Here is a 22,104-nt window from a genome sequence, read left to right as displayed (position 1 = left end):
CGGCTACACCGCCTGACCAGCAGCCCCGCACCACGCAACGACGACAAGGGCCGACCCCCACCCGGGGGCCGGCCCTTTCGTCCTACCGTTGTCGGGCGTGAGGCGCGAGGGCGACTCAGCCGCCCGAGTCGGCCAGTTCCGCGCCCTCGGGGACGGTGTCGTCGTCGCGGCTGGCCAGCCAGCCCTCGGGAAGGAAGACCTTGCCGGGCGAGTTGGTGCGACCGCGCGGCTGACCCAGCGTGGCCACCGGAAAGGGCTCGGCCGGGTCCAGCTTGCCGAGCAGGTCGTCGAGCTGGGCCAGGCTCTCGATCATGGCCAGCTCGCGGCGCAGCTCGCTGCCGACGGGGAAGCCCTTGAGGTACCAGGCGACGTGCTTGCGGAAGTCCGTGCAGCCGTCCCGCTCGCCCCGGGCGGGCGTACGCGAGCCGGCGGTGAACTGGTCGACCAGCAGCTCCGCGTGGCGGCGCATGGTGCGCGCCACCTCGCCGAGGGTGGGTAGCCGGCGCTCCGGCCGGCCGTCGAACGCGGCCTCCAGGTCGGCGAAGAGCCACGGGCGGCCCAGGCAGCCCCGACCGATGACCACCCCGTCGACGCCGGTGTGCGCCACCATCCGCAGCGCGTCGTCGGCCTCCCAGATGTCGCCGTTGCCGAGCACCGGCACGTCGAGGGCCTGCTTGAGGGTGGCGATGGCGTCCCAGTCCGCCGTGCCGGAGTAGCGCTGCGCGGCCGTACGCCCGTGCAGGGCGACCGCCGCCACGCCCGCGTCCTGGGCGGCGAGGCCCGCCTCGACGTACGTCAGGTGGTCGTCGTCGATGCCCTTGCGCATCTTGACCGTGACCGGCACCCCGGCGGGTGACGCGGCGTCCACCGCGGCCCTGACCAGCCGGGCGAAGAGCCGGCGCCGCCACGGCAGCGCCGAGCCGCCGCCCCGGCGGGTGACCTTGGGCACCGGGCAGCCGAAGTTGAGGTCGATGTGGTCGGCGAGGTCCTTCTCCACCACGATCCGCACGGCGGCGGCGGTGATCTCGGGGTCGGTGCCGTAGAGCTGGAGGCTGCGGGGCCGCTCGTCGTCGCCGAACGCGATCATGCGCAGCGTCTTCGGGTTCCGTTCGACCAGCGCGACGGTGGTGATCATCTCGCAGACGTAGATGCCGCCGCCCTGCTCCCGGCAGAGCTGCCGGAAGCCGACGTTGGTGATGCCGGCCATCGGCGCGAGCACCACCGGGGGCCACACCTCGTGCCGCCCGATGGTCAGCGGGCGCAGTGCGGGAACGGTCGGCGCGGTCACCGGACAAGTGTACGGGGGCCTGGCCGGCGCGTTCCCCCGCCGGCCGGGCCCCCGTAGTCGCCGCTCAGCAGCCGGGGAGGCGCTCGATCAGGTAGCGCTCGACCTGGTCGAGCGCGATGCGCTCCTGGGCCATGGTGTCCCGGTTCCGCACGGTCACCGCGTTGTCGTCGAGGGTGTCGAAGTCGACCGTCACGCAGAACGGGGTGCCGATCTCGTCCTGGCGGCGGTAGCGGCGGCCGATCGCCTGCGAGTCGTCGAACTCCACCACCCAGCGCTTGCGCAGGTCCGCGGCGAGACCCTTCGCCTTGGGCGAGAGCGCCTCGTTGCGCGACAGCGGCAGCACCGCCACCTTGACCGGGGCCAGGCGCGGGTCGAAACGCATCACCGTGCGCTTGTCCACGCCGCCCTTGGTGTTCGGCGCCTCGTCCTCGTCGTACGCCTCCAGCAGGAAGGCGAGCACCGCGCGGGTCAGGCCGGCGGCCGGCTCGATGACGTACGGCATCCAGCGCTCGCCCTTGGCCTGGTCGAAGTAGGACAGGTCGACACCGGAGTGCTTGCTGTGCGTGGTCAGGTCGAAGTCGGTGCGGTTGGCGATGCCCTCCAGCTCCGCGAACTCGGTGCCGCCGAACTGGAAGCGGTACTCGATGTCGACCGTGCGCTTCGAGTAGTGGGAGAGCTTCTCCTTCGGGTGCTCGTAGAAGCGCAGGTTGCCCTCCGACAGGCCCAGGTCGAGGTACCAGTTCCAGCGCTCGGAGAGCCAGTACTCGTGCCACTGCTCGTCCGAGCCCGGCTCGACGAAGAACTCCATCTCCATCTGCTCGAACTCGCGGGTGCGGAAGATGAAGTTGCCCGGCGTGATCTCGTTGCGGAACGACTTGCCGGTCTGGGCGATGCCGAACGGCGGCTTCTTGCGGGCGACCGTCTCGACGTTCTTGTAGTTGACGAAGATGCCCTGGGCGGTCTCGGGCCGCAGGTAGTGCATGCCCTCCTCGCTCTCGACCGGGCCGAGGAAGGTCTTCATCAGGCCGTTGAACATTTTCGGCTCGGTGAAGGTGCCCTTGTTGCCGCAGTTCGGGCAGTTCAGCTCGGTCAGCGAGGCCGGCGGCTTGCCGTGCTTGGCCTCGTACGCCTCCTCGAGGTGGTCGGCCCGGAACCGCTTGTGGCACGACTGGCACTCGGTCAGCGGGTCCACGAAGGCGTCCAGGTGACCGGAGGCGGCCCAGACGTCGCGGGCCAGGATCACGGCGGAGTCGAGGCCGACCACGTCGTCGCGCTGCTGGACCATGGTCTTCCACCACTGGCGGCGGACGTTCTCCTTCAGCTCCACGCCGAGCGGACCGTAGTCCCACGCCGACCGGGTGCCTCCGTAGATCTCGCTGGAGGGGAAGACGAAGCCTCGGCGCTTGGCGAGGCTGACGACGGCGTCGATACGGTCGGCTGGCATGTTTCCTCCTACGCCGACTGGCGGTCGGCGGGGACGCGGTAAGGACGGAAGGAACAGTTCGGGACAACGGTACGACCCGTGCCGTCCCGGGCCCAGCAGAATACCGGTGGCGGGTCAGCTCACCCCGCACACCTCCATGCCACCGGTCTGCTGGTCCTGCCCGAGGGTGACCTCCTGGCGGTCCTGCTGGCCGCCGGTGTAGGTCACGTCGACGGGCACGGTGAGGGCGACCGCGTCCACGTCGCCCACCCGGAAGGTTGCGATCTGCGGCTCGGCGGCCACCCGGCGTTCGAACTCCCGGCGTGACTCGCGCCGCTGCGCGTCGTCGCAGAGCTGGTCGTACGCCGCGCCGTACTTGCGCTCGACGAGCGCCTGGTAGTAGTCGGTGGAGACGGTGCGCCCCTGCTCGCGTACGGCCTGCACCCCCGTCACGGCCAGCCCCACCACGGCCGCGCCGCCCCCGCCGCAGCAGAGCAGCACGGCGAGCGCCCCGGCGCCCAGCCCGAGCCAGAGGCGGGTGTTGCGCCCCTCGGTGGGCGGCGCCGCGAACGGCGGGGTGACCCCCGGCCCGGCGGGCGGGGCGGGCGCGCCCGGGTCCCCCGGCGGGCCGGGCACGGCGGGCGGCTGCGCCCCCTGCTGGCCGGGCGGCGGAGGGTACGGCGGCGGGGTCGCCGGTCCGGGAGCGGTCATGCAAGCAATGTAGTGCCCACGGGCTCAGCGGTAAGGAGCAGCGGCCCGATCGCTGGCGGTCCGGACGACCTCCCCGCCGGGGGCGGCGCTGGCGAGCGCCTCGTACGCCGACGGTTCGTCGAGCGACTCGGCGAGCAGCGGCACGGCGGTGATCTTGACATCGAAGCCGCCCAGGGCCCGCCGGTAGGTGCCGACCGACTCCCACTCGGTGACCAGGCACCAGTGTCGCGGGTCGTCCAGCGCCCGGACGAGCTGGCCGCGCAGGTAACCGGGGCGGGCCGCGAGGGCGGCCAGGGCGGCGTGCGCCCGCTCGGTGAACTCGTCGGCGACATCGACGTCCACCACGAACCGGTTCGTCACCAGCACGGGGTTCCTCCTCGTAGAGTCTGTGGGATGCAGCGTACGCAGAGCCGGATGCCGGCCCGGTTGGCCCGGGCGAACCCGACGACGGTGTTCCTGGTCACCCTCGTGCTGGTGCTTGTCGCGTTCTTCACCCCCGGCGTGGTCGGCGGGCTGTTCACCCTGCTGCTGGCAGCGGCGGTGGCCGCGCTGCTGGTCACCACCTGGTCGGTGCAGACGGCGCCGACGCGGGTGATCCGGCTGGTGGCGCTCACCCTGCTGGTCACCGCGGGCCTGGTGAAGCTGTTCTGACATGCAAGCATGCGTTTTTGACAATCATTATCGTTGTCGCGGACAGTTCATGGCATGAACATCCGCTCCGCCCCACGTACCCTCGCCGTCGCCACCGCCGCCCTGCTCGCCCTGGGCGGTGTCACGGCCTGCTCCGACGACGGCACCGCCGGCGCCGACCCGCAGCGGGTCGACGTGGTGGCGGCCTTCTACCCGTTGCAGTTCCTCGCCGAGCGCATCGGCGGCGACGCGGTGAAGGTGACCAACCTGGTCAAGCCCGGGGCGGAGCCGCACGACCTGGAGCTGAACCCGGGCCAGGTGGGCCAGGTCGCCGAGGCAGAGCTGGTGGTCCTGCTCAAGGGCTTCCAGCCGGCGCTGGACGAGGCCGTCGAGCAGAACGCCAAGGACCGCGCGTTCGACGTGTCGACCGTGCAGCCGCTGATGGACGCCGCCGCGGGCGGCCACGACCACGACCACGAGGGCGAGGAGCACGCCCACCCCGAGGAGTCGGCCAAGGCCGAGGAGCCCGGCCACGAGGAGAACGGCGCCAAGGACCCGCACCTCTGGCTGGACCCGACCCGCCTGGCCACGGTCGGCGACAAGCTCGCCGAGCGGCTCGGCAAGGCCGACCCGGACCGCGCCGCCGACTACACCGCCCGCGCCGGGGCGCTGCGTACCGAGCTGGAGAAGCTGGACGCCGAGTTCACGACCGGGCTGAAGACCTGCCAGCGGCGGGAGATCGTGGTCAGCCACACCGCCTTCGGCTACCTGACCGAGCGCTACAAGCTGGAGCAGATCGGCATCACCGGGCTCAGCCCGGACAACGAGCCCGCCCCGCAGCGCCTCGCCGAGGTGATCGAGGAGGCCCGGGAGCACAAGGCCACCACGATCTTCTTCGAGACGCTGGTCAGCCCGAAGGTGGCCGAGACCATCGCCAAGGAGGTCGGCGCGAAGACCGCCGTGCTGGACCCCCTGGAGGGGCTGACGCCCGGCGGCGGCGACTACCTTTCGGTGATGCGTACCAACCTTGCGACCCTGAGGACGGCGTTGAGCTGCCAGTGACATCCCCAGTCATCACCGTCGCGCACGGGGTGGTCGGCTACGACGGCCGCCCCGTGCTGCGCGACGTCTCGTTGACCGTGACCGCCGGCGAGGTGGTCGCGGTGCTCGGCGCCAACGGCTCCGGCAAGTCCACCCTGATCCGCGCGGCGCTCGGCCTGGTGCCGCTCAGCTCCGGGTCGGTCACCCTCTTCGACCGTCCGTTGCGCCGCTTCCGGCAGTGGCACCGCATCGGGTACGTCCCGCAGCGCCTCGGCGCCGGCAGCGGCGTACCGGCCACCGTCCGCGAGGTGGTGGCCTCCGGCCGGCTCGCCCGGCGCGGGGTGCTGCGCCCGCCCGGCGCGGCGGACCGGGCGGCGGTGGCCGCCGCGCTGGAGGCGGTCGGGCTCGCCGACCGGGCCCGCGATCCCGTGGCCACTCTCTCCGGCGGGCAGCAGCAGCGCACCCTGATCGCCCGGGCGCTGGCCGGCCAGCCGGAACTGCTCGTCCTCGACGAGCCCACGGCCGGGGTCGACGCCGCCAGCCAGGAGGCGTTCGCGGGGGCGCTGCACGGCTTCGTCGCCGGGGGCGGCACGGTGCTGCTGGTGGCCCACGAGCTGGGGCCCCTGCGACCGCTGATCACCCGGGCGGTCGTCGTACACCAGGGTGGGATCTGCCACGACGGCGCGGTGCCCGAGCCCGCCGGCCACCACGCGGAGCCGGACCACGACCACGTGCACCCGCACGGTCCCGACGAGCCCGCCGGGCTGTGGAGCAGCTGAGATGGAACTCTTCCAGTACCCATACATGCAGCGGGCCCTGATCGGGGCGCTGATCATCGGTCTGGCCGCCCCGGCGCTCGGCATCTACCTGGTGCAGCGGCGACTCGCCCTGATCGGCGACGGGGTGGGGCACGTGGCGCTCACGGGCGTCGGCGCGGGCCTGCTGCTCAACCGCTCACCGGTGCTCGTCGCGGTGCTCGTGGCGACCCTCGGCGCGGTCACCATCGAGCTGGTCCGCGCGCGGGGGCGCACCTCCGGCGACCTGGCGCTGGCCCTGCTCTTCTACGGCGGCATCGCCGGCGGCGTGACGCTGGTCGGGCTCTCCGACAGCACCAGCGCCAGCCTGAACTCCTACCTGTTCGGGTCGCTGAGCACCATCACGCCGGCGGACCTGACCACCATCGCGGTGCTCGGCGCGGCGATCGCGGTGACCATGCTGGCGTTGCGCCCGGCCCTGTTCGCGGTCTGCCACGACGAGGAGTACGCCCGCGTCTCCGGGCTGCCGGTACGCACGCTCAACCTGCTGCTCGCCGTGGCCACCGCGGTCACCGTGACGATCGCCATGCGGGCCGTCGGGGTGCTGCTCATCAGCGCCCTGATGGTGGTGCCGGTGGCGACCGCGCAGCAGGTTACCCGGGGTTTCCGCAGCACGATGACGGCGGCGATGGCGCTCGGGCTCTTCGCGGCCGGTTCCGGGGTCTGGGTGGCGGCGAACGCCGACACCGCCCCCGGCGCCTCGGTGGTGCTGATGGCGATCGCCTCGTTCGCGGTGGTCGCGGTCCTCGGGGCCGGGTGGCGGGTGCTGCGGCGGCGGCGCACCCCGGACGCCGCGCCCGTACCCGAACCGCACGAGGTCGTGCTCCACTGATCCTGGTCAGCGCTGTGTCGGTGGGATTGGTTACCGTTACGGGGTGACCGACGGATCAGGCTACGACGCCTTCGAGGGCGCCAGCGAGCTGTTGCGTGCCCTCTCGGCGCCGATCCGGCTGGCCATCGTCAGCGAGCTCGCCGAGGGCGAGCGGTGCGTGCACGAGCTGGTCGACAAGCTCGGCGCCGCGCAGCCCCTGGTCTCCCAGCACCTGCGGGTGCTGCGGGGCGCCGGCGTGGTGCGCGGCTCCCGGCGGGGTCGCGAGATCGCGTACGCGCTGGTCGACGAGCACGTCGCACACATCGTGGCCGACGCGGTGAGCCACGCCGGGGAGGGATCATGATCATGACGGGTGCCACGGTCCGCAACACCCGGCAGCGCTCGGCGGTGAGCGCGCTGCTCGGCGAGCTGGAGGGCTTCCACAGCGCGCAGGAGCTGCACGCGATGCTGCGCGAGCGCGGCGAACGGGTCGGGCTGACCACCGTCTACCGCACCCTCCAGGGGCTCGCCGACACGGGCGAGATCGACGTCATGCGCCCGCCGGGCGGCGAGCACCTCTACCGCCGGTGCAGCGAGGGCCACCACCACCACCTGGTCTGCCGCTCCTGCGGCCGCACCGTGGAGGTGGCGGGCCCGACCGTGGAGAACTGGGCCGAGCGGGTGGCGGCGAAGCACGGCTACGCCGACGTCAGCCACACCCTGGAGATCTTCGGCACCTGCCCGGCCTGCGCGGGCTGAGCCGCCCCGAGGGCACGGCGGCGTTCGCGGCGCGTGGCCGGGCGGCGCCGGGCGTGGCACGCTGTCCGGCGTGAAGATCTACGCCGATCGTTTCCCGACCGCCGTCCGACAGTTGATCACCGACCTGCTCGTCGTCGTCTGGGTGTACGGCGCGATCCGTGGCGCGCTGTGGCTGCACGACCTGGTGCAGAAGCTCGCCGTACCCGGGCAGAAGCTGGAGGGGGCCGGCGGCGGCCTCGCCGACAACCTGGCCGACGCCGGCGGCAAGGTCGGCCGGGTGCCACTGGTCGGCGACGAGCTGACCGCGCCGTTCGAGCGGGCCGCCACCGCCGCCCGGGGGCTGGCCGAGGCGGGCCGGGACCAGCAGGAGCTGGTCGACCAGCTCGCCCTCGCGCTGGCCGTCGCCGTGCTGGTCTTCCCGCTCGGCCTGGTGCTCTTCGGCTGGTTGCCGCTGCGGGTGCGCTGGATGCGCCGGGCCGGCTCCGCCGCGAAGCTGGCCGCCGCTCCGGCCGGCCGGGACCTGCTCGCCCTGCGCGCGCTGGCCACCCAGCCGCTGGGCCGGCTGACCCGCATCGCGCCCGACGTGGCGGAGGCGTGGCGGGCCGGCGACGACGCCACCATCGACGCCCTCGCCACCCTGGAACTACGCCACCTGGGCGTGACCCGCCCCCGCTGACCCCACCCTCCGCCCCGCCCGCCCCGCCCGCTCCGCCCCGGCCAGGCCCGCTCCGGGCCGGGCCCGACCCGGCCCGACGATGGTCAGGAGGGGGGCGGGACGCGGCGGCGGGCGTCCTCGGCCGTGGACGGGCCCGGCGACCAGGGGGCCACCCACGGCAGGTCGTCGGCGGGGGTGAGCACGCCGTCCTCCACCGCGGCGTAGCGTCCGGCGAGGATCCGCTTCGCGGCCGCCGTGTCGACGGAGTCGGTGTTGTCCCACAGGGCGGCGAAGAGCGCGTCGACGCGTACCCGGGCCTGCCGGCAGAACAGGTCGGCCAGCTCGACGTTCTCGGGGCGGGCGTCCCGCTCGGCGTAGGCGCGTACGCAGACCGCGGACATCGCGAACAGCTCCGCGCCGATGTCCACCACCCGACCGAGGAACGCCTGCTTGCGCTCCATCTTTCCCTGCCAGCGGGACATCGCGTAGAACGTCGACCGGGCCAGCTTGCGCGAGGCGCGCTCCACCTGCCGCAGGTGACCGGCGAGGGGACCGAACTCGGCGTACGCCGAGGGGCGCTGCCCCCGGCCGACGGCGAGGGTGGGCAGCCACCTCGCGTAGAACGCGCCCGCCCGCGCCCCGGCCTTCGCCTTGCGGCCCAGCCCGGCGTCCGGGTCGATGATGTCGCCGGCGACCGACAGGTGCGCGTCGACCGCCTCCCGGGCGATGAGCAGGTGCATGATCTCGGTGGAGCCCTCGAAGATACGGTTGATCCGCAGGTCGCGCAGCATCTGCTCGACGGCGGCCGGTCGTTCGCCCCGCGCGGCCAGCGAGTCGGCCGTCTCGTAGCCGCGACCGCCCCGGATCTGCACCAGCTCGTCGGCGATCTTCCAGGCCATCTCGCTGGCGTAGAGCTTGACCAGCGCCGCCTCGATCCGGATGTCGTTGCGGTCGTCGTCGGCGAGCAGGCAGCAGAGGTCGAGCATGGTCTCCATGCCGTACGTCGTCGCGGCGATGAAGGAGAGCTTCTGGGCCACCGCCTCGTGCTCGCCCACGGGCCGCCCCCACTGCACCCGGTCGGCGGCCCACTCCCGGGCCACGTTCAGCGCCCACTTGCCGGCGCCGACGCACATGGCCGGCAGCGACAGCCGCCCGGTGTTCAGGGTGGTGAGCGCGATCTTCAGGCCCTTGCCCGCGCCGCCGATGACGTTCTCCTTCGGTACGAAGACGTCGTGGAAGCGGGTCAGGCTGTTCTCCAGCCCACGCAGGCCGATGAAGGCGTTGCGCCGTTCGACCGTGATGCCCTCGGTGTCGCCCTCGACGACGAAGGCGGTGATCCCGCCGCGCCGCCCCTCGGCGGCGGGCACGCGGGCCATCACCACGAGCAGGGTGGCGACGGTGCCGTTGGTGGCCCACAGCTTCACGCCGTTGAGCCGGTAGCCGGTGCCGTCGGGCGTGGGCTCGGCGGTGGTGGCCAGCCGGGCCGGGTCGGAGCCGACGTCCGGTTCGGTGAGCAGGAACGCGGAGATCTCGCCGGCGGCGAGTCGGGGCAGGAAGCGCTGCTTCTGCTCGGCGGTGCCGAACATCTTCAGCGGCTGCGGCACCCCGATGGACTGGTGCGCCGAGAGCAGCGCGCCGATCGCCGGGCTGACCGAGCCGGCCAGCATGAGCGCCCGGCAGTAGTGCAGGTTGCTCAGCCCGAGCCCACCGTACGAGCGGTCGATCTTCATGCCGAAGGCGCCGAGCCGGGCCAGCCCCTGGAACACCTCGTCCGGGATGGACGCGTCACGTTCGATGGCGGCACCGTCGACCTCGGAGGTGAGGAACTCGCGGAGCCGGCCGAGGAACTCGTCGGCGCGGGCGGCGTCCGCCGGGTCGGAGCGCGGCCAGGGGTTGATCAGGTCGAGCCGGAACCGGCCGAGGAAGAGTTCCTTGCCGAAGCTGGGACGGTCCCAGGAGGACTCCCGGGCCGCTTCGGCGACCTGGCGGGCCTCCTTCTCGGAGACCTGGCCGGCCTCCGTCGGCAGCGGTCCGGCGGCACCGGCCGACGGCGGTCGGTCGGTGCCCGCCGACCGGTCGTCGCCTGCTCCGTCGGGTGCGGGTCGGCTGTTGTGTGTCGTGGTCACGGCGGCCCCCTCGAACCTCGGTCCGGATGCGTCAACGTGCGCGACAGAAAGCACGCTACCCCCGGGTGTTACCCAGGGGTAGCGTTCGGTAAATATCGAGTCGTGTCGACTTCGGTCAGTCGCTCAGCGACCGGGGGTCGTCGTCGTCATCGTCGTCATCGTCATCGCCCCAGTTGCGCCGGGAGAACGGCAGGAACACCCAGAAGGTGAGGAACCAGAGGCCGGTGAGGCCGCTGAGCACCATGGCGACGCTCCGGTCCAGCACGAAGTCGGTGATCAGCAGCACCGCGCTGACCATCGAGATCAGCATGAAGGCGAGGCCGCCGCTTGCCATCCGGTGGGCGAACCGGACCAGTTCCGGCTTGCGGCCCTGCCGGAACAGCGCGCGGTGGAAGGCCACCGGAGAAATGATCATCGCGGTGGCGGCGGCCGCCGCCAGCAACGCGACGATGTAGACGTCCTTCTGGAACGGGCTGGTACGGGTGAAGCCGTTGCTGAACGGCAGCGTGAGCAGGAAGGCGAAGAGGATCTGCACGCCGGTCTGGGCGACCCGAAGCTCCTGGAGCAGGTCGGCGAAGTTGCGCTGCCAGCGCTGCTTCTCGGTTTCCTTGGACACGCGCTACCTCCGGTCAGACGGTACTGCCGGCGGGGGCGGCCGGCGGCAGCATCGCTGATGCCCCACCGGCTCACGCGCGAAACCGACTCACGTCACTGTCCGGGACCGTTCCGGATCGTCAGGAGCCGCGCCGGATCCGGCCCGCGTACCGGGCCTCCAGGGCGTTGTTGTGCTCGTCGCCCCCGGCGATGTTCGCCGACAGGTAGACCGGGGGCCGCTCCCCCGCCGCCAGCAGGCGGGCCACCACCTCGACCGTGATCTGCTGCGCCAGCAGCGCGGCGGTGATCGACGAGACCGCGCCGACCGCGCCGCCGCCGGGCAGCGGCAAGGTCGCGTCGCCGTACGGGGCACCGTTGTCGAGCACCACGTCGGCGAAGTCGGCGAGCTTGCGTCCCGACGGGTGGCGCGAGGTCATCTGCCCGGAGTGCTGCGCCGAGGTGATCGCGACCAGCCCGTGGCCCTTCTCCCTGACCAGCGAGGCGAACTCCACCATCGCGCCGTTCACGCCGGAGTTGGAGGCGAGCACGAAGACGTCGCGGGGGCCGACCGGCGCCAGCTCGTAGAGGCGGTGCGCCACCGCCGGGTCGCGCTCCAGCAGCGGCCCGAGCATGTCCGCCGGGGCGCCGCCGACGAGCACCAGGTCCCGCAGGGCGATCCGGTTCGTCGGGACCAGCCCGCCGGCCCGCCCGGCGATCTCCATGGCCAGCGCCTCGGAGTGGCCCGTGCCGAACGCGTGGACCACGCCGTCGGCGCGTACCGCCTCGGCGATCAGATCGGCGGCCCGCCCCACCGCCTCGCGCTGGCTCTCGGCCACCCGGTTCATCGTGGCGGTCACCACGGTCAGGAACTCGTCGGCGCTCAGCGGCATGTCTCTTCCGTCCATGTCGTACCTCCGTGGGGTGGGGTCCGGCGTCCGCCGGGCGACGTCGCGGGAGGGTCAGACCGGGTCGTGCACCCGGGCCAGGATCGCCTCGGCCAGCGGGGCGGGCGCCTCGTCGGGGATCCAGTGGCTCACCCGGGGCAGCTCGACGAAGCGGTAGTCGGCGCGCACGTGCTGGGCGCACGCCTCGGCGGCCGTCCGGCCGATCGCGATGTCGCGACCGCTCCACACGTACGTGGTCGGCACCGTCACCGGGCCGGTGGCGGCCAGGTCCCGGCGGGACATGGCGCGGTACCAGTTCAGCGCGGCGGTCAGGGCGCCCGGCTCGCGCATCGGGTCCGCGTACGCGGCCACCCGCGCGTCGTCGCCGACCCCGTGCAGCATCCGGCGCAGCCCGGTCGCGCCCAGCACCAGCAGCGCCTTCTCCGCCTTGCCCGGCTTACGGAACAGCGTCATGTACGCCGAGCGCGCCTTCTGCCCCGCGTCCTCGGTGAGCGCCCAGGTCATCGCGGCGGGGTGCGGCACCGAGACCGCGGTCAGCGTACGGACCCGGTCGGGGTGGTGCGCCGCGACGGCCCAGGCGACGATGGCGCCCCAGTCGTGCCCCACCAGGTGCGCCGCGTCGACGCCCAGCGCGTCGAGCAGGGCCACCGCGTCGGCGACCAGCTCCGGCAGCCGGTAGGCCTCGACGGCCTCGGGGCGCGCACCGGGCGAGTAGCCGCGCTGGTCCGGCGCGTACGTGCGCAGGCCGGCGGCGTGCAGCGCGGGCACCACGTCGTCGAACTCCCCGCCGTGCTGCGGGAAGCCGTGCAGCAGCAGGACGGGTACGCCGCCCTGCGGTCCGCCGACGCGGACGTCGAACGTGAGACCCCGGGCTTCGATCCGCATGATCGTGAGCCTACCCAGGGCCGCCGGGGACCTGCGGGCCGCGGCTCACTCGTACTGTTGCCGGGGCACGGGCACCTGCCGCCAGGACTCCACGTCCAGGTAGGGGATCTCGGCGTCGTTGACCGGGTCGCGGGCGATGCGGTCGCTGTAACGGCCGGTCACCTCGATCCAGGTGTCGTCGGCCAACCCGTCGGGGGCGGCGCCGGTCAGGCCCAGCTTGACCGGTCGGCCGTCGGCGGCGCAGCAGGAGAGCACCATCCGGGCCAGCAGCGGCCGGCCGTCGGCACCGGTCGTGACGAAGCCGGTCAGTTGGACCCGGCGGTCGCCGATCGAGGTGCCCCGGTCGAACAGGGCCCGGGAGGCGTAGTCGAGCACGGCGACGCGCACCGGGTCGCCGTCGGGCAGCGGCGGATAGTCGGACGGCTGCTGACGGGTGGCGACGGCGGTGCCGGCCTGCCCGGCCGCGTACGAGCCCAGGGCGGGCGGGGCGACCAGCAGCAGGCCCAGCACGGGCAGGATCAACAGCCAGCCGACCCGTGGCTCGTGGTGTCCGTGCCCGTCGTCGTGCCCGTGGCCGCCGTGCGAGCCGTCGCCCTCGTGTCCGTCGTGGTCGTCGTGGCCGGCGGGCGTACGCCGCAGCAGCGGGCGCAGCTCGTAGAAGAGGGTCATGACCGCGGCGGCCACCAGCAGCAGGCCGGCGGCGACCAGGAAGGGACGCAGCCCCTCCTTGACGTAGCGCAGGTGCAGGTCGGTGAGGCTGGCCCGGATCACCGCGCCCCCGAGCAGCAGCAGGACGACCGCCTGCGCCTGCCGGTTCACAGCAGCACCGCCCCGGTCGCGGCGGCCACCGCGACGGCCACCGCGAAGGTGGTCGGGGCGAACCGCAGCGCGAACCGCCGGCCGAAGACCCCGGCCTGCATCGAGATGAGCTTGAGGTCGACCATCGGCCCCACCACCAGGAAGACCAGTCGGGAGGTCAGCGAGAACTGCGACAGCGAGGCGGCGACGAAGGCGTCGGCCTCGGAGCAGAGGGAGAGCAGCACGGCGAGCGCGGCCAGCGCGAGCACCGACAGCACCGGCTCGTCGGCGAGGGTCTGCAACCAGCGCTCCGGCACCACGACGTTGATCGTGGCGGCGGCCGCCGCACCGATGACCAGGAAGCCACCGGCATGCGTCACGTCGTGCCGGACCGCCCCCCAGAACGCCCGCCCGCGCGAGCCGTCCGCCAACTCCGGCCGGCGCGGCAGCCGGATCCAGTCGGCCCGGCCGAGGCGCAGCCACAGCCAGCCCATGGCCATCGCGACGAGCAGGCTCGCGACCGCCCGGCCGAGGACCATCGCCGGGTCGTCGGGGAAGGCCACGGCGGTGGCGGTCAGCACGATCGGGTTGATCGCCGGGGCCGCGAGCAGGAACGCCAGGGCGGCGGCCGGGGTGACCCCGCGCCGGATCAGCGACCCGGCGATCGGCACCGCCCCGCACTCGCAGCCGGGCAGCACCACTCCGGCCGCGCTGGCCACCGGCACCGCGAGCGCGGGATGACGCGGCAGTGCCCGGGCCCAGAACGACCGGGGCACGAAGACCGCGATCACCGCGGAGAGCAGCACCCCGAAGACGAGGAACGGCACGGCCTGCACCATGACCGAGACGAAGACGGTGGTCCAGGTCTGCAACCGGGGCGCCGACAGGGCCCGGGCGAACGGGTCGCGGAAGACGACCAGCAGGATCAGCAGGCCGGCGAGCACCTCCACCGACCCGATCCGCCGCTCCGGGCCGCGCGGCGCCGGCTTCTGCTCGCGTACGCCCGGGGCGGCCACGCCCACCGCGCCCGGGTGCGGCCCGTCCGGCGCGCGGCGCTCAGCCTCGGATGTCACGTACGTGTCCCTCTGCCGGGTTTCCCAGTGGCCGCCCGAGAGTACCGGGCCGGGATGGACGGCGTCGATCGAACGCGCTGGTGAGCTGGGGAAAGATCACTTTGCTGGTTGATCTTCAAAGGTGTTAGCGTCGGCGCGACAACTTCACATCCGACAGGGGAGCGCACAGCGCTGAGAGTGCGGGCACCGCCCGCAGACCCTCGAACCTGATCTGGGTAATGCCAGCGCAGGGAGTTCGGTCGACCTCCAGCCGCGTCGACGTCCGGCACGTTCGGGCGCGGCGTGCGTCTTCTCCTGGTTCTCGTTCGGGACTGGGAGCAATCATGCGAGACAACAACACCGCCACCCGGTGGCGTACGGTCGACGTCGTCGTCGCCGCGGTGATCGCGGTGGCCTTCGGCGTCATCTTCTGGGCCTGGGGCCTGCTGTGGCGGGCCGTCGACCCGGCCTTCGCGTTCTTCCCCGCCGGCCAGGCGATCATGTACGGCGTCTGGCTGATCCCGGCCGTCCTCGGCGGCCTGGTGATCCGCAAGCCCGGCGCGGCGCTCTTCTGCGAGGCGGTGGCGGCGACGGTCTCGGCGCTGCTCGGCTCCGAGTGGGGCGGCATCACCATCGTCCAGGGCCTGATCCAGGGGCTCGGCGCCGAACTGGCCTTCGCCGCGTTCCGGTACCGCTCGTTCCGGCTGCCCACCGCGCTGATCGCCGGTGCGCTGACCGGCCTCGGCGCGGCGCTGTTCGACTTCTTCGTCTGGAACAGCGAGTACGCGCTGGGCAGCTACCGCATCCCGTACGCCCTGCTCACCATCGCCAGCGCCACGATCGTCGCGGGTGCCGGCGGCTGGGCCCTGACCCGCGCCCTGGCCACCACGGGCGCCCTGGACCGCTTCCCCGCCGCCCGCGACCGCACCCTGATCTGACAGGCCCGACGGAAGCGCGTTGATCATGAGGTTGACGGCGATGTGGATCTCCGTGAGCGCCGCCAACCTCATGATCGACGCCACGGGGCGGGACGGGAGGGGGACGGCGTGGGGGCGGTGACGCTGCGCGGGTTCGGGTGGCGGCACGCCGGGCGGCGGGCGTGGGCCGTACGCGGGGTCGATCTGCGCGTCGAGGCCGGCGAGCGGGTGCTGCTGCTCGGACCCTCCGGGGCCGGCAAGAGCACCCTGCTCGCCGCGCTGGCCGGGCTGCTGCCCGAGGACTCGGGCGAGCAGGAGGGCACCGTCGAGATCGACGGGCTCGACCCCCGCAAGGGCCGCGAACGGGTGGGCATCGTCTTCCAGGACCCGGAAAGCCAGCTCGTGATGGCCCGCAGCGGCGACGACGTGGCGTTCGGGCTGGAGAACCGGGGCACCCCCGCCGGAGAGATCTGGCCCCGCGTCGACGAGGCGCTGATGCGGGTCGGCTTCCCGTACCCCCGGGACCGCCCCACCGCCGCCCTGTCCGGCGGCGAGCAGCAGCGGCTCGCCCTGGCCGGCGTACTGGCCCTGCGCCCCGGGTTGCTGCTGCTCGACGAGCCGACCGCCAACCTCGACCCGACCGGCGCCGCGCTGATCCGGGCGGCCGTGGCCGGCGCGCTGGACGCCGACACCACGCTGATCCTTGTCGAGCACCGCGTCGCCGAGGCGCTGTCCCTGGTCGACCGGGTCGTCGTGCTCGAACCGGGCGGCGGCGTCCGCGCCGACGGCACGCCCGAGGCCGTCTTCGGTACGCACGGCGACGCGCTCGCCGACGAGGGCGTCTGGGTGCCCGGCCGACCGGTGCCACCCCGACACGCGACCGCGCCGCCCGGCGACGTGCTGGTCACCGCCGACCGGCTCGGCCTGCCGCCCCGGCTGGCGGCCGTCGACCTGGCGGTACGCGCCGGCGAGGCACTCGCCGTCGTCGGTCCCAACGGGGCCGGCAAGTCGACCCTCGCCCTGCTGCTCGGCGGCCTGCTCAGGCCCGGGACCGGCCGGGTCGCGGCGACGCCCGCACTGGCCGGCGACGACGCCCGCACTCCCCCGCACCGCTGGCGCGCCCCGGCGCTCGCCCGCCGGATCGGCTCGGTCTTCCAGGACCCGGAGCACCAGTTCGTCACCAACACCGTCTTCGACGAGCTGGCGCTCGGCCCGCGCCGCACCGGCCAGCCCGAGGCGGCGGTACGGTCCACGGTCGACACGCTGCTGGACCGGCTGCGGTTGACGAAGCTCGCGGCTGCCAACCCGTACACCCTCTCGGGCGGGGAGGCACGGCGGCTGAGCGTGGCGACCGCCCTGGCCACCGCGCCCCGCCTGCTCGTCTGCGACGAGCCGACCTTCGGTCAGGACCGGCGCACCTGGCTGGAGCTGGTGGACCTCTTCGCCGAACTGCGCGACGCCGGGCACGGCCTGGTCGCGGTCACCCACGACCCGGAGTTCGTGGCCGCCCTGGCGGATCGCCGAGTCGTCCTGGCGCGCCCGTGATCAGCTTCGAGCCGGTCGCCGCGCCGGATGCGCCGCTGGCCCGGCGCAACCCGGTGGCGAAGCTCGCCGCGGCGCTGGTCTTCTCGTTCATCCTGATCGCCACCCTCGACCCGGTGGCGCCGGCCATCGCGATCGCCGTCGAACTGGCCCTGCTGCCCCTGTTCGGGGTCCGCCTGCGGGTGTTGGCACGGCGGGCCTGGCCGCTGCTCGTCGGCGCCGTCGGCGTGGTGGTGACGCTGGTGCTGTTCGCGGCCGAGCGTTCCGGCCGGGTGCTGGTCGAGGCCGGCCCGGTGGTGGTCACGTCCGGGGTGCTGCTCACCGCGCTCGGCCTGGTGCTGCGCATGTTCGCGGTGGCGCTGCCCGGTGTGATCGTCTTCGCCACCACGGACCCCACCGACCTGGCGGACGCGCTGATCCAGAACGCGAAGGCGCCCGCCCGCTTCGCCATCGGGGCGCTGGCCGCGTTCCGGCTCGTGCCGCTGCTCGGGCAGGAGTGGCAGATGATCTCCATGGCCCGTCGCGCGCGGGGCGTGGAGGCCGGCCGCAACCCGTTGGCGAAGCTGCGGCTGTTCGCCTCGACGGCGTTCGCGCTGCTGGTCGGGGCGATCCGCCGGGGCACCCGGCTGGCCGTGGCGATGGACGCCCGGGGCTTCGACGCCGGGATCCCGCGCACCGTCGCCCGGCGACAGCGCTTCGTCGCCGCCGACGGCCTGCTGATCGTCGGTGCGGCGGTGCTCGCCGGGGCCGCGCTCGCCGTCAGCGTGCTGGTCGGCACCTTCCGCCCGTTGATCGGTTGAGCCGCCCGCCCCGGTGACGACGCCACCACTTCTGCAACACGTCCTACGGCGGACGGGCCGGGTGGAGCCGCCGGTCACGGCGGCTCCACCCGGCCGGCACCGTCAGCTGCGCCGGAAGGCGTACCGGCGGGCCTGCCCGGCCTTCTGGCCGCGCAGCGTGCCGGCACGACCGGCGCCGGAGACCGGCGGACCGGCCTTCGGCGCGGCCGGCCGGGCGCCCGGCAGCGCCGGCACGACCGGCGCGACCGCCACCTCGTCGAGGTTGACGGGCGTCAGGTCCGCGGCGGACGGCGTGGGAACGGTGGTACGGGACTTCTTCGGGTTGCGCCTGGCGGGCATCCGGTGCCTCCTCGGTCTGCGGGCTCTTGCGCGCCGGAACGACGTCCGGTCAGCGGGGCCCGTCTCGTTCGGTGACCGTCACGCGACGGTCGGGCGGGATCGGGACTGCTGCCCGGGATCGACCACGAGGAACACCACCGCCTCGACGGCAGGTGTGGAGTGCGGACGCCCGGGAGCACGCGGACCCACGGCAAGCAGCGGCGGGTCGGCTCGGAGGTGGGGCGTCAGTTACGCATGCCCACACGCTAGCCGCCCGGCCGGTCCCGTGCAGCCTAATTACCGGGACGATCGGCGGCGGGCCGGGTACGACGCCCCCGGCCCGCCCCGACGCCCCTGCGTGGCCACGGTGCCGGGGGCGCCCCCGCCGCCTCGTCGCTGGGCGTAGCCCCGGCCAGCGAGATGGGGCAGCGGAGCACACGGTGGTGACGGAACGGCCGACCCGCCTCCGGGCCGTCGCGCCCAGCGATACGGTCACAGCGGCGGGTGTCGACGGCGGAGGGCGGGCGGATGGCCGGGCGGGCGACGGCGCGGATCGGCGTGACCGGGCTGGCGGTGATGGGCCGCAACCTGGCCCGCAACCTGGCCCGCAACGGCTTCGCCGTGGCGGTGCACAACCGCTCACCGGAGCGCACCCGCAGCCTCGTGGCGGAACACGGGGACGAGGGGACGTTCGTGCCCGCCGAGTCGATGGCCGACTTCGTCGCCTCGCTGGAGCGGCCCCGGGCGGTGCTCGTGATGGTGAAGGCAGGCGGCCCCACCGACGCGGTGGTCGACGAGCTGGCCCCGCTGCTCGACGCCGGAGACATCGTCGTGGACTGCGGCAACGCGCACTTCGCCGACACCCGCCGGCGGGAGGAGGCGCTGCGCGCGTACGGCCTGCACTTCGTCGGCACCGGTGTCTCCGGCGGCGAGGAGGGCGCACTGCGCGGCCCGAGCATCATGCCGGGCGGATCGGCGGAGTCGTACCGCACGCTCGGGCCGATCTTCGAGCGGATCGCCGCCCAGGTGGACGGGGTGCCGTGCTGCCGGCACATCGGGCCGGACGGCGCCGGGCACTTCGTCAAGATGGTGCACAACGGCATCGAGTACGCCGACATGCAGCTCATCGCCGAGGCGTACGACCTGCTGCGGGCCGGTCTGGGCGCGGAGCCGGCGGACATCGCGGAGATCTTCCGCGGCTGGAACTCCGGCGAGCTGGAGTCCTTCCTGATCGAGATCACCGCGGACGTGCTGGCGCACACCGACGCGGCTACCGGACGGCCGTTCGTGGACGTCGTGCTCGACCGCGCCGAGCAGAAGGGCACCGGTCGCTGGACGGTGCAGAGCGCGCTGGACCTCGGCATCCCCATCACCGGCATCGCCGAGGCGACCTTCGCCCGGTCGCTGTCCGGGCACGCCGACCAGCGCGAGGCGGCCCGCCGGGCGTTCCCCGACGCGGGCGCCACCTGGCGGGTCGAGGACCGCGACGCCTTCGTCGAGGACGTCCGGCGCGCCCTGCTCGCCTCGAAGATCGTCGCGTACGCGCAGGGCTTCGACCACATCCGGGCCGGCTCCCGGGAGTACGACTGGGGCATCGACCTGGGCGGCACGGCGACGATCTGGCGGGGCGGCTGCATCATCCGGGCCCGCTTCCTCGACCGCATCCGCCAGGCGTACGACGAGCGGCCCGACCTGCCGACGCTGCTGGTGGCGCCGTGGTTCGCGGACACCGTCGACGACGGGGTGCCGAGCTGGCGGCGGGTGGTGTCCGACGCGGCGCGGGCGGGCGTGCCGGCCCCCGCGTTCGCCTCGTCGCTGGCGTACTTCGACGCGCTGCGCGCGCAGCGGCTCCCCGCCGCCCTGATCCAGGGGCTGCGCGACAACTTCGGGGCGCACACCTACCAGCGCGTCGACCGCGAGGGCACCTTCCACACCAACTGGCCCACCGACAGGACCGAGATCGAGGCCTGACGCGCGAACCCCCGACCCGCGAGGCGATCATGCACTTTCGGTGGGCGAAACGCGCCGGTACGGGCCTTTCGCGGGGCACCACGACTGCATGATCGGCGAGCGGGTCGGGGGTCGGGGTCAGGTCATGGGTGAGTGGTCAGAAGAAGCGACGGCGCTTGGCCTTCTGCGGGCGGAGCATGTCGGCGCCCTTGGTGAGCAGGCGGCTGATCCCGGTCGGGCCGCGGCGGGCCTCCAGGGTGCGGCTGAGCCGGCGCGCGCCGCCCGCCGCCAGCGGTACAGCGACCGCCATCATCGCCCACTGGGCAATACGCTTCTGGATCATGTGGGTTCACCTCCGTCGGTGGCTGCTGACCACCGTGGTACCCCGTACGACCGGGCGGTAAGCCTCAGCTCGGCGGGGCGACCGGGTTGGGCAGCGCGCCACCGAAGCGCCGGTCCCGCTGGGCGTACAGCTCGCAGGCGTACCAGAGGTGGCGCCGGTCGAAGTCGGGCCAGAGCGTGTCGAGGAAGATCAGCTCGGCGTACGCGGTCTGCCAGAGCAGGAAGTTGGAGATCCGTTCCTCGCCGGAGGGCCGCAGGAACAGGTCCACCTCGGGGATCTCCGGGTGGTAGAGGTACTTCGCGACGGTCTTCTCGTTGACCTTCTCCGGGTCCAGCCGGCCCGCCGCGACGTCGCGGGCGATGGCGGCGGCGGCGTCGGCGATCTCGGCCTGCCCACCGTAGTTGACGCAGAACTGGAGGGTCAGCGTCGAGTTGCCCCGCGACATCTCCTCGGCCGTCTGCAACTCGGAGATGACGCTCTTCCACAGCCGGCCGGCCCGACCGGACCAGACAACCCGCACCCCCAGGTCGACCAGCTGGTCGCGGCGGCGGCGGATGACGTCGCGGTTGAAGCCCATCAGGAACCGGACCTCGTCCGGCGAGCGCCGCCAGTTCTCCGTGGAGAAGGCGTACGCCGACAGGTAGGGGATGCCCAGCTCGATGGCGCCCTCGACCGTGTCGAAGAGGGAGAACTCGCCCGCCTCGTGGCCCTTGGTGCGGGGCAGCCCACGCTCCTTGGCCCACCGGCCGTTGCCGTCCATCACGACGGCGACGTGCTTCGGCACCGCGTCGGCGGGCAGGGCCGGCGGTCGGGCGCCCGACGGGTGCGGTGTCGGCGGCACCGGCTCACGACGCCCGGCCCTCAACGATCGGATCACTCCGTCCTCCCCCTGTTCACGCTGTCCGCACCGGAGCCGACGCCGGGCGGCGGCGGGACCGGGCCGGCCGTCGGGGCGCCCCGGTCGACCAGCGGCAGCGAGCGTAGCGCGCGCTCCAGGTGCCACTGCAGGTGCGCCGCGACCAGGCCACTGCACTCCCGGCGTACGCCTGCCTCGGTGGCGTCGGCGACCCGCCAGTCGCCGGTGGTCAGCGCGGACATCAGGTCGACGGTGGCCGGGGCGGGGTGGGCCGCGCCCGGCGGCCGGCAGTCCGGGCAGACCGCGCCCCCGGCCGGTACGGAGAACGCCCGGTGCCGCCCCGGCGTGCCGCAGACGGCGCAGGCGGTCAGCGCCGGCGCCCAGCCGGCCAGCGCCATGCCCCGCAGCAGGTACGCGTCGAGCACCAGGGTGGTGGCGTGGCTGCCCTCGGCGAGCGCCCGCAGCGCGCCCAGGGTGAGCTGGAACAGCCGCAGCGACGGCTCCCGCTCGACGGGGGTGAGCCGCTCGGCGGTCTCGGCGATCGCGCTGGCGGCCGTGTAGCGGGAATAGTCGCCGAGGAACCGCTTGCCGTAGAGGTCGATGCCCTCGACCTGGCTGACCGTGTGCAGCGAACTGCCGTGGTTGCCCTTCGGGTCGCCGGCGAGCTGGAGGTCCACGTGGCCGAAGGGCTCCAGCCGGGCGCCGAACTTGCTGCTGGTGCGGCGGATCCCCCGGGCCACCGCGCGCAGCCGGCCGTGCCGGCGGGTGAGCAGGGTGATGATCCGGTCGGATTCGCCGAGCTTCTGCACGCGCAGGACCACCGCGTCGTCGCGGTAGAGCTGTCGGCGGTACCCGGCCATCGGACCATTCTCTCTCGGGGTGCGG

General features: G+C 73.7%; 25 protein-coding genes and 1 riboswitch. Of the genes, 11 read left to right on the top strand and 14 right to left on the bottom strand.

Annotated features, from left to right (window positions below; genetic code table 11):
* Nucleotides 1-115: 115 nt before the first annotated feature.
* The 4 genes from dusB to ACTMS2_RS26630 form a co-directional block, all read right to left on the bottom strand.
* On the bottom strand, nt 116-1,288 hold the full coding sequence (dusB, locus tag ACTMS2_RS26645) for a tRNA dihydrouridine synthase DusB (protein ID WP_441177849.1): 1,173 nt from the start codon (nt 1,286-1,288) through the stop codon (nt 116-118).
* A gap of 64 nt (nt 1,289-1,352) precedes the next feature.
* Nucleotides 1,353-2,732, bottom strand: coding sequence for a glycine--tRNA ligase (locus tag ACTMS2_RS26640; protein WP_088998919.1), 1,380 nt, complete (start codon nt 2,730-2,732; stop codon nt 1,353-1,355).
* 114 nt (nt 2,733-2,846) lie between these two features.
* Nucleotides 2,847-3,422: an Rv0361 family membrane protein gene (locus ACTMS2_RS26635; RefSeq protein ID WP_250102365.1), complete on the bottom strand. Its 576-nt coding sequence runs from the start codon at nt 3,420-3,422 to the stop codon at nt 2,847-2,849.
* Between the two features lie 24 nt (nt 3,423-3,446).
* A complete protein-coding gene (locus tag ACTMS2_RS26630) occupies nt 3,447-3,788 on the bottom strand; it encodes an antibiotic biosynthesis monooxygenase family protein (protein WP_088998918.1) in 342 nt (113 codons plus the stop codon).
* A gap of 27 nt (nt 3,789-3,815) precedes the next feature.
* Here ACTMS2_RS26630 and ACTMS2_RS26625 point away from each other — a divergent pair, with 27 nt between their 5' ends.
* The 7 genes from ACTMS2_RS26625 to ACTMS2_RS26595 all read left to right on the top strand — a co-directional run bounded on the left by ACTMS2_RS26625 (nt 3,816) and on the right by ACTMS2_RS26595 (nt 8,154).
* Nucleotides 3,816-4,073 (top strand): hypothetical protein, encoded by a 258-nt coding sequence (locus ACTMS2_RS26625; protein WP_088998917.1) that lies wholly within the window; start codon nt 3,816-3,818, stop codon nt 4,071-4,073.
* Nucleotides 4,074-4,127: 54 nt separating this feature from the next.
* Nucleotides 4,128-5,114: a metal ABC transporter substrate-binding protein gene (locus ACTMS2_RS26620; protein WP_441177848.1), complete on the top strand. Its 987-nt coding sequence runs from the start codon at nt 4,128-4,130 to the stop codon at nt 5,112-5,114.
* Nucleotides 5,111-5,872: a metal ABC transporter ATP-binding protein gene (locus ACTMS2_RS26615; RefSeq protein WP_088998915.1), complete on the top strand. Its 762-nt coding sequence runs from the start codon at nt 5,111-5,113 to the stop codon at nt 5,870-5,872. The genes ACTMS2_RS26620 and ACTMS2_RS26615 overlap by 4 nt, the downstream gene beginning before the upstream one ends.
* 1 nt (nt 5,873) lies before the next feature.
* Entirely contained in the window at nt 5,874-6,740 is an 867-nt protein-coding gene (locus ACTMS2_RS26610) for a metal ABC transporter permease (protein WP_101412341.1), read from the top strand.
* Between the two features lie 43 nt (nt 6,741-6,783).
* Nucleotides 6,784-7,083, top strand: a complete 300-nt coding sequence (locus ACTMS2_RS26605; protein WP_088998913.1) for an ArsR/SmtB family transcription factor — start codon at nt 6,784-6,786, stop codon at nt 7,081-7,083.
* 2 nt (nt 7,084-7,085) lie between these two features.
* Nucleotides 7,086-7,478: a Fur family transcriptional regulator gene (locus ACTMS2_RS26600; RefSeq protein ID WP_172896644.1), complete on the top strand. Its 393-nt coding sequence runs from the start codon at nt 7,086-7,088 to the stop codon at nt 7,476-7,478.
* Nucleotides 7,479-7,548: 70 nt separating this feature from the next.
* Entirely contained in the window at nt 7,549-8,154 is a 606-nt protein-coding gene (locus ACTMS2_RS26595; RefSeq protein WP_441177847.1) for a hypothetical protein, read from the top strand.
* Nucleotides 8,155-8,237: 83 nt separating this feature from the next.
* Here the strand turns inward: ACTMS2_RS26595 and ACTMS2_RS26590 are convergent, their stop codons facing one another.
* From ACTMS2_RS26590 to ACTMS2_RS26565, 6 genes are all read right to left on the bottom strand, one after another.
* Nucleotides 8,238-10,259, bottom strand: a complete 2,022-nt coding sequence (locus ACTMS2_RS26590) for an acyl-CoA dehydrogenase family protein (RefSeq protein WP_441177846.1) — start codon at nt 10,257-10,259, stop codon at nt 8,238-8,240.
* A 115-nt stretch (nt 10,260-10,374) separates the two neighbouring features.
* Nucleotides 10,375-10,875, bottom strand: coding sequence for a DUF6328 family protein (locus ACTMS2_RS26585; RefSeq protein ID WP_101412343.1), 501 nt, complete (start codon nt 10,873-10,875; stop codon nt 10,375-10,377).
* 118 nt (nt 10,876-10,993) lie between these two features.
* Complete coding sequence (locus ACTMS2_RS26580; protein ID WP_441177852.1) at nt 10,994-11,743, bottom strand: sugar isomerase domain-containing protein; 750 nt, start codon at nt 11,741-11,743, stop codon at nt 10,994-10,996.
* A gap of 69 nt (nt 11,744-11,812) precedes the next feature.
* Entirely contained in the window at nt 11,813-12,643 is an 831-nt protein-coding gene (locus ACTMS2_RS26575) for an alpha/beta fold hydrolase (RefSeq protein ID WP_441177845.1), read from the bottom strand.
* Between the two features lie 45 nt (nt 12,644-12,688).
* A complete protein-coding gene (locus ACTMS2_RS26570; RefSeq protein WP_441177844.1) occupies nt 12,689-13,462 on the bottom strand; it encodes a TIGR03943 family putative permease subunit in 774 nt (257 codons plus the stop codon).
* Nucleotides 13,459-14,457 (bottom strand): permease, encoded by a 999-nt coding sequence (locus ACTMS2_RS26565; RefSeq protein ID WP_199184765.1) that lies wholly within the window; start codon nt 14,455-14,457, stop codon nt 13,459-13,461. Before ACTMS2_RS26565 ends, ACTMS2_RS26570 begins: the two co-directional genes overlap by 4 nt.
* Nucleotides 14,458-14,659: 202 nt before the next feature.
* A riboswitch (TPP riboswitch) is annotated at nt 14,660-14,765 on the top strand.
* A 72-nt stretch (nt 14,766-14,837) separates the two neighbouring features.
* Here ACTMS2_RS26565 and ACTMS2_RS26560 point away from each other — a divergent pair.
* From ACTMS2_RS26560 to ACTMS2_RS26550, 3 genes are all read left to right on the top strand, one after another.
* Entirely contained in the window at nt 14,838-15,431 is a 594-nt protein-coding gene (locus ACTMS2_RS26560; protein WP_088998905.1) for an ECF transporter S component, read from the top strand.
* Nucleotides 15,432-15,539: 108 nt separating this feature from the next.
* On the top strand, nt 15,540-16,955 hold the full coding sequence (locus tag ACTMS2_RS26555) for an ABC transporter ATP-binding protein (RefSeq protein WP_441177843.1): 1,416 nt from the start codon (nt 15,540-15,542) through the stop codon (nt 16,953-16,955).
* Nucleotides 16,952-17,752, top strand: coding sequence for an energy-coupling factor transporter transmembrane component T family protein (locus ACTMS2_RS26550; RefSeq protein WP_441177842.1), 801 nt, complete (start codon nt 16,952-16,954; stop codon nt 17,750-17,752). The genes ACTMS2_RS26555 and ACTMS2_RS26550 overlap by 4 nt, the downstream gene beginning before the upstream one ends.
* Before the next feature lie 102 nt (nt 17,753-17,854).
* Here the strand turns inward: ACTMS2_RS26550 and ACTMS2_RS26545 are convergent, their stop codons facing one another.
* On the bottom strand, nt 17,855-18,091 hold the full coding sequence (locus ACTMS2_RS26545; RefSeq protein ID WP_088998902.1) for a hypothetical protein: 237 nt from the start codon (nt 18,089-18,091) through the stop codon (nt 17,855-17,857).
* A gap of 507 nt (nt 18,092-18,598) precedes the next feature.
* On the opposite strand from ACTMS2_RS26545, the gene gndA reads away from it, so the two are divergent.
* A complete protein-coding gene (gndA, locus tag ACTMS2_RS26540; RefSeq protein ID WP_441177851.1) occupies nt 18,599-20,041 on the top strand; it encodes an NADP-dependent phosphogluconate dehydrogenase in 1,443 nt (480 codons plus the stop codon).
* A 136-nt stretch (nt 20,042-20,177) separates the two neighbouring features.
* On the opposite strand, the gene ACTMS2_RS26535 is transcribed toward gndA, so the two are convergent.
* The 3 genes from ACTMS2_RS26535 to recO form a co-directional block, all read right to left on the bottom strand.
* Complete coding sequence (locus ACTMS2_RS26535) at nt 20,178-20,363, bottom strand: hypothetical protein (RefSeq protein ID WP_210837573.1); 186 nt, start codon at nt 20,361-20,363, stop codon at nt 20,178-20,180.
* A gap of 64 nt (nt 20,364-20,427) precedes the next feature.
* Entirely contained in the window at nt 20,428-21,204 is a 777-nt protein-coding gene (locus ACTMS2_RS26530; RefSeq protein ID WP_172896643.1) for an isoprenyl transferase, read from the bottom strand.
* A 32-nt stretch (nt 21,205-21,236) separates the two neighbouring features.
* Nucleotides 21,237-22,079: a DNA repair protein RecO gene (gene recO, locus ACTMS2_RS26525; protein WP_441177841.1), complete on the bottom strand. Its 843-nt coding sequence runs from the start codon at nt 22,077-22,079 to the stop codon at nt 21,237-21,239.
* Nucleotides 22,080-22,104: the final 25 nt, after the last annotated feature.

The sequence above is a fragment of the Micromonospora sp. SD12 genome (genome assembly GCF_052068495.1).
In the GTDB taxonomy this organism is placed as follows: Bacteria; Actinomycetota; Actinomycetes; order Mycobacteriales; family Micromonosporaceae; genus Micromonospora; species Micromonospora echinofusca.
The sequence above is the reverse complement of the archived record's forward strand: the minus strand, read 5'-3'. Positions and strand labels throughout refer to the sequence as shown.

Bases quoted from the DNA above. Each gene is read 5' to 3' on its own strand.
- ACTMS2_RS26620 (WP_441177848.1), top strand. From the start codon at position 4,128: ATGAACATCCGCTCCGCCCCACGTACCCTCGCCGTCGCCACCGCCGCC.
- gndA (WP_441177851.1), top strand. From the start codon at position 18,599: ATGGCCGGGCGGGCGACGGCGCGGATCGGCGTGACCGGGCTGGCGGTG.
- ACTMS2_RS26580 (WP_441177852.1), bottom strand. From the start codon at position 11,743: ATGCCGCTGAGCGCCGACGAGTTCCTGACCGTGGTGACCGCCACGATG.
- recO (WP_441177841.1), bottom strand. From the start codon at position 22,079: ATGGCCGGGTACCGCCGACAGCTCTACCGCGACGACGCGGTGGTCCTG.
- ACTMS2_RS26560 (WP_088998905.1), top strand. From the start codon at position 14,838: ATGCGAGACAACAACACCGCCACCCGGTGGCGTACGGTCGACGTCGTC.
- ACTMS2_RS26640 (WP_088998919.1), bottom strand. From the start codon at position 2,732: ATGCCAGCCGACCGTATCGACGCCGTCGTCAGCCTCGCCAAGCGCCGA.
- ACTMS2_RS26625 (WP_088998917.1), top strand. From the start codon at position 3,816: ATGCAGCGTACGCAGAGCCGGATGCCGGCCCGGTTGGCCCGGGCGAAC.
- ACTMS2_RS26575 (WP_441177845.1), bottom strand. From the start codon at position 12,643: ATGCGGATCGAAGCCCGGGGTCTCACGTTCGACGTCCGCGTCGGCGGA.
- ACTMS2_RS26535 (WP_210837573.1), bottom strand. From the start codon at position 20,363: ATGATCCAGAAGCGTATTGCCCAGTGGGCGATGATGGCGGTCGCTGTA.
- ACTMS2_RS26545 (WP_088998902.1), bottom strand. From the start codon at position 18,091: ATGCCCGCCAGGCGCAACCCGAAGAAGTCCCGTACCACCGTTCCCACG.
- ACTMS2_RS26610 (WP_101412341.1), top strand. From the start codon at position 5,874: ATGGAACTCTTCCAGTACCCATACATGCAGCGGGCCCTGATCGGGGCG.
- ACTMS2_RS26635 (WP_250102365.1), bottom strand. From the start codon at position 3,422: ATGACCGCTCCCGGACCGGCGACCCCGCCGCCGTACCCTCCGCCGCCC.
- ACTMS2_RS26600 (WP_172896644.1), top strand. From the start codon at position 7,086: ATGACGGGTGCCACGGTCCGCAACACCCGGCAGCGCTCGGCGGTGAGC.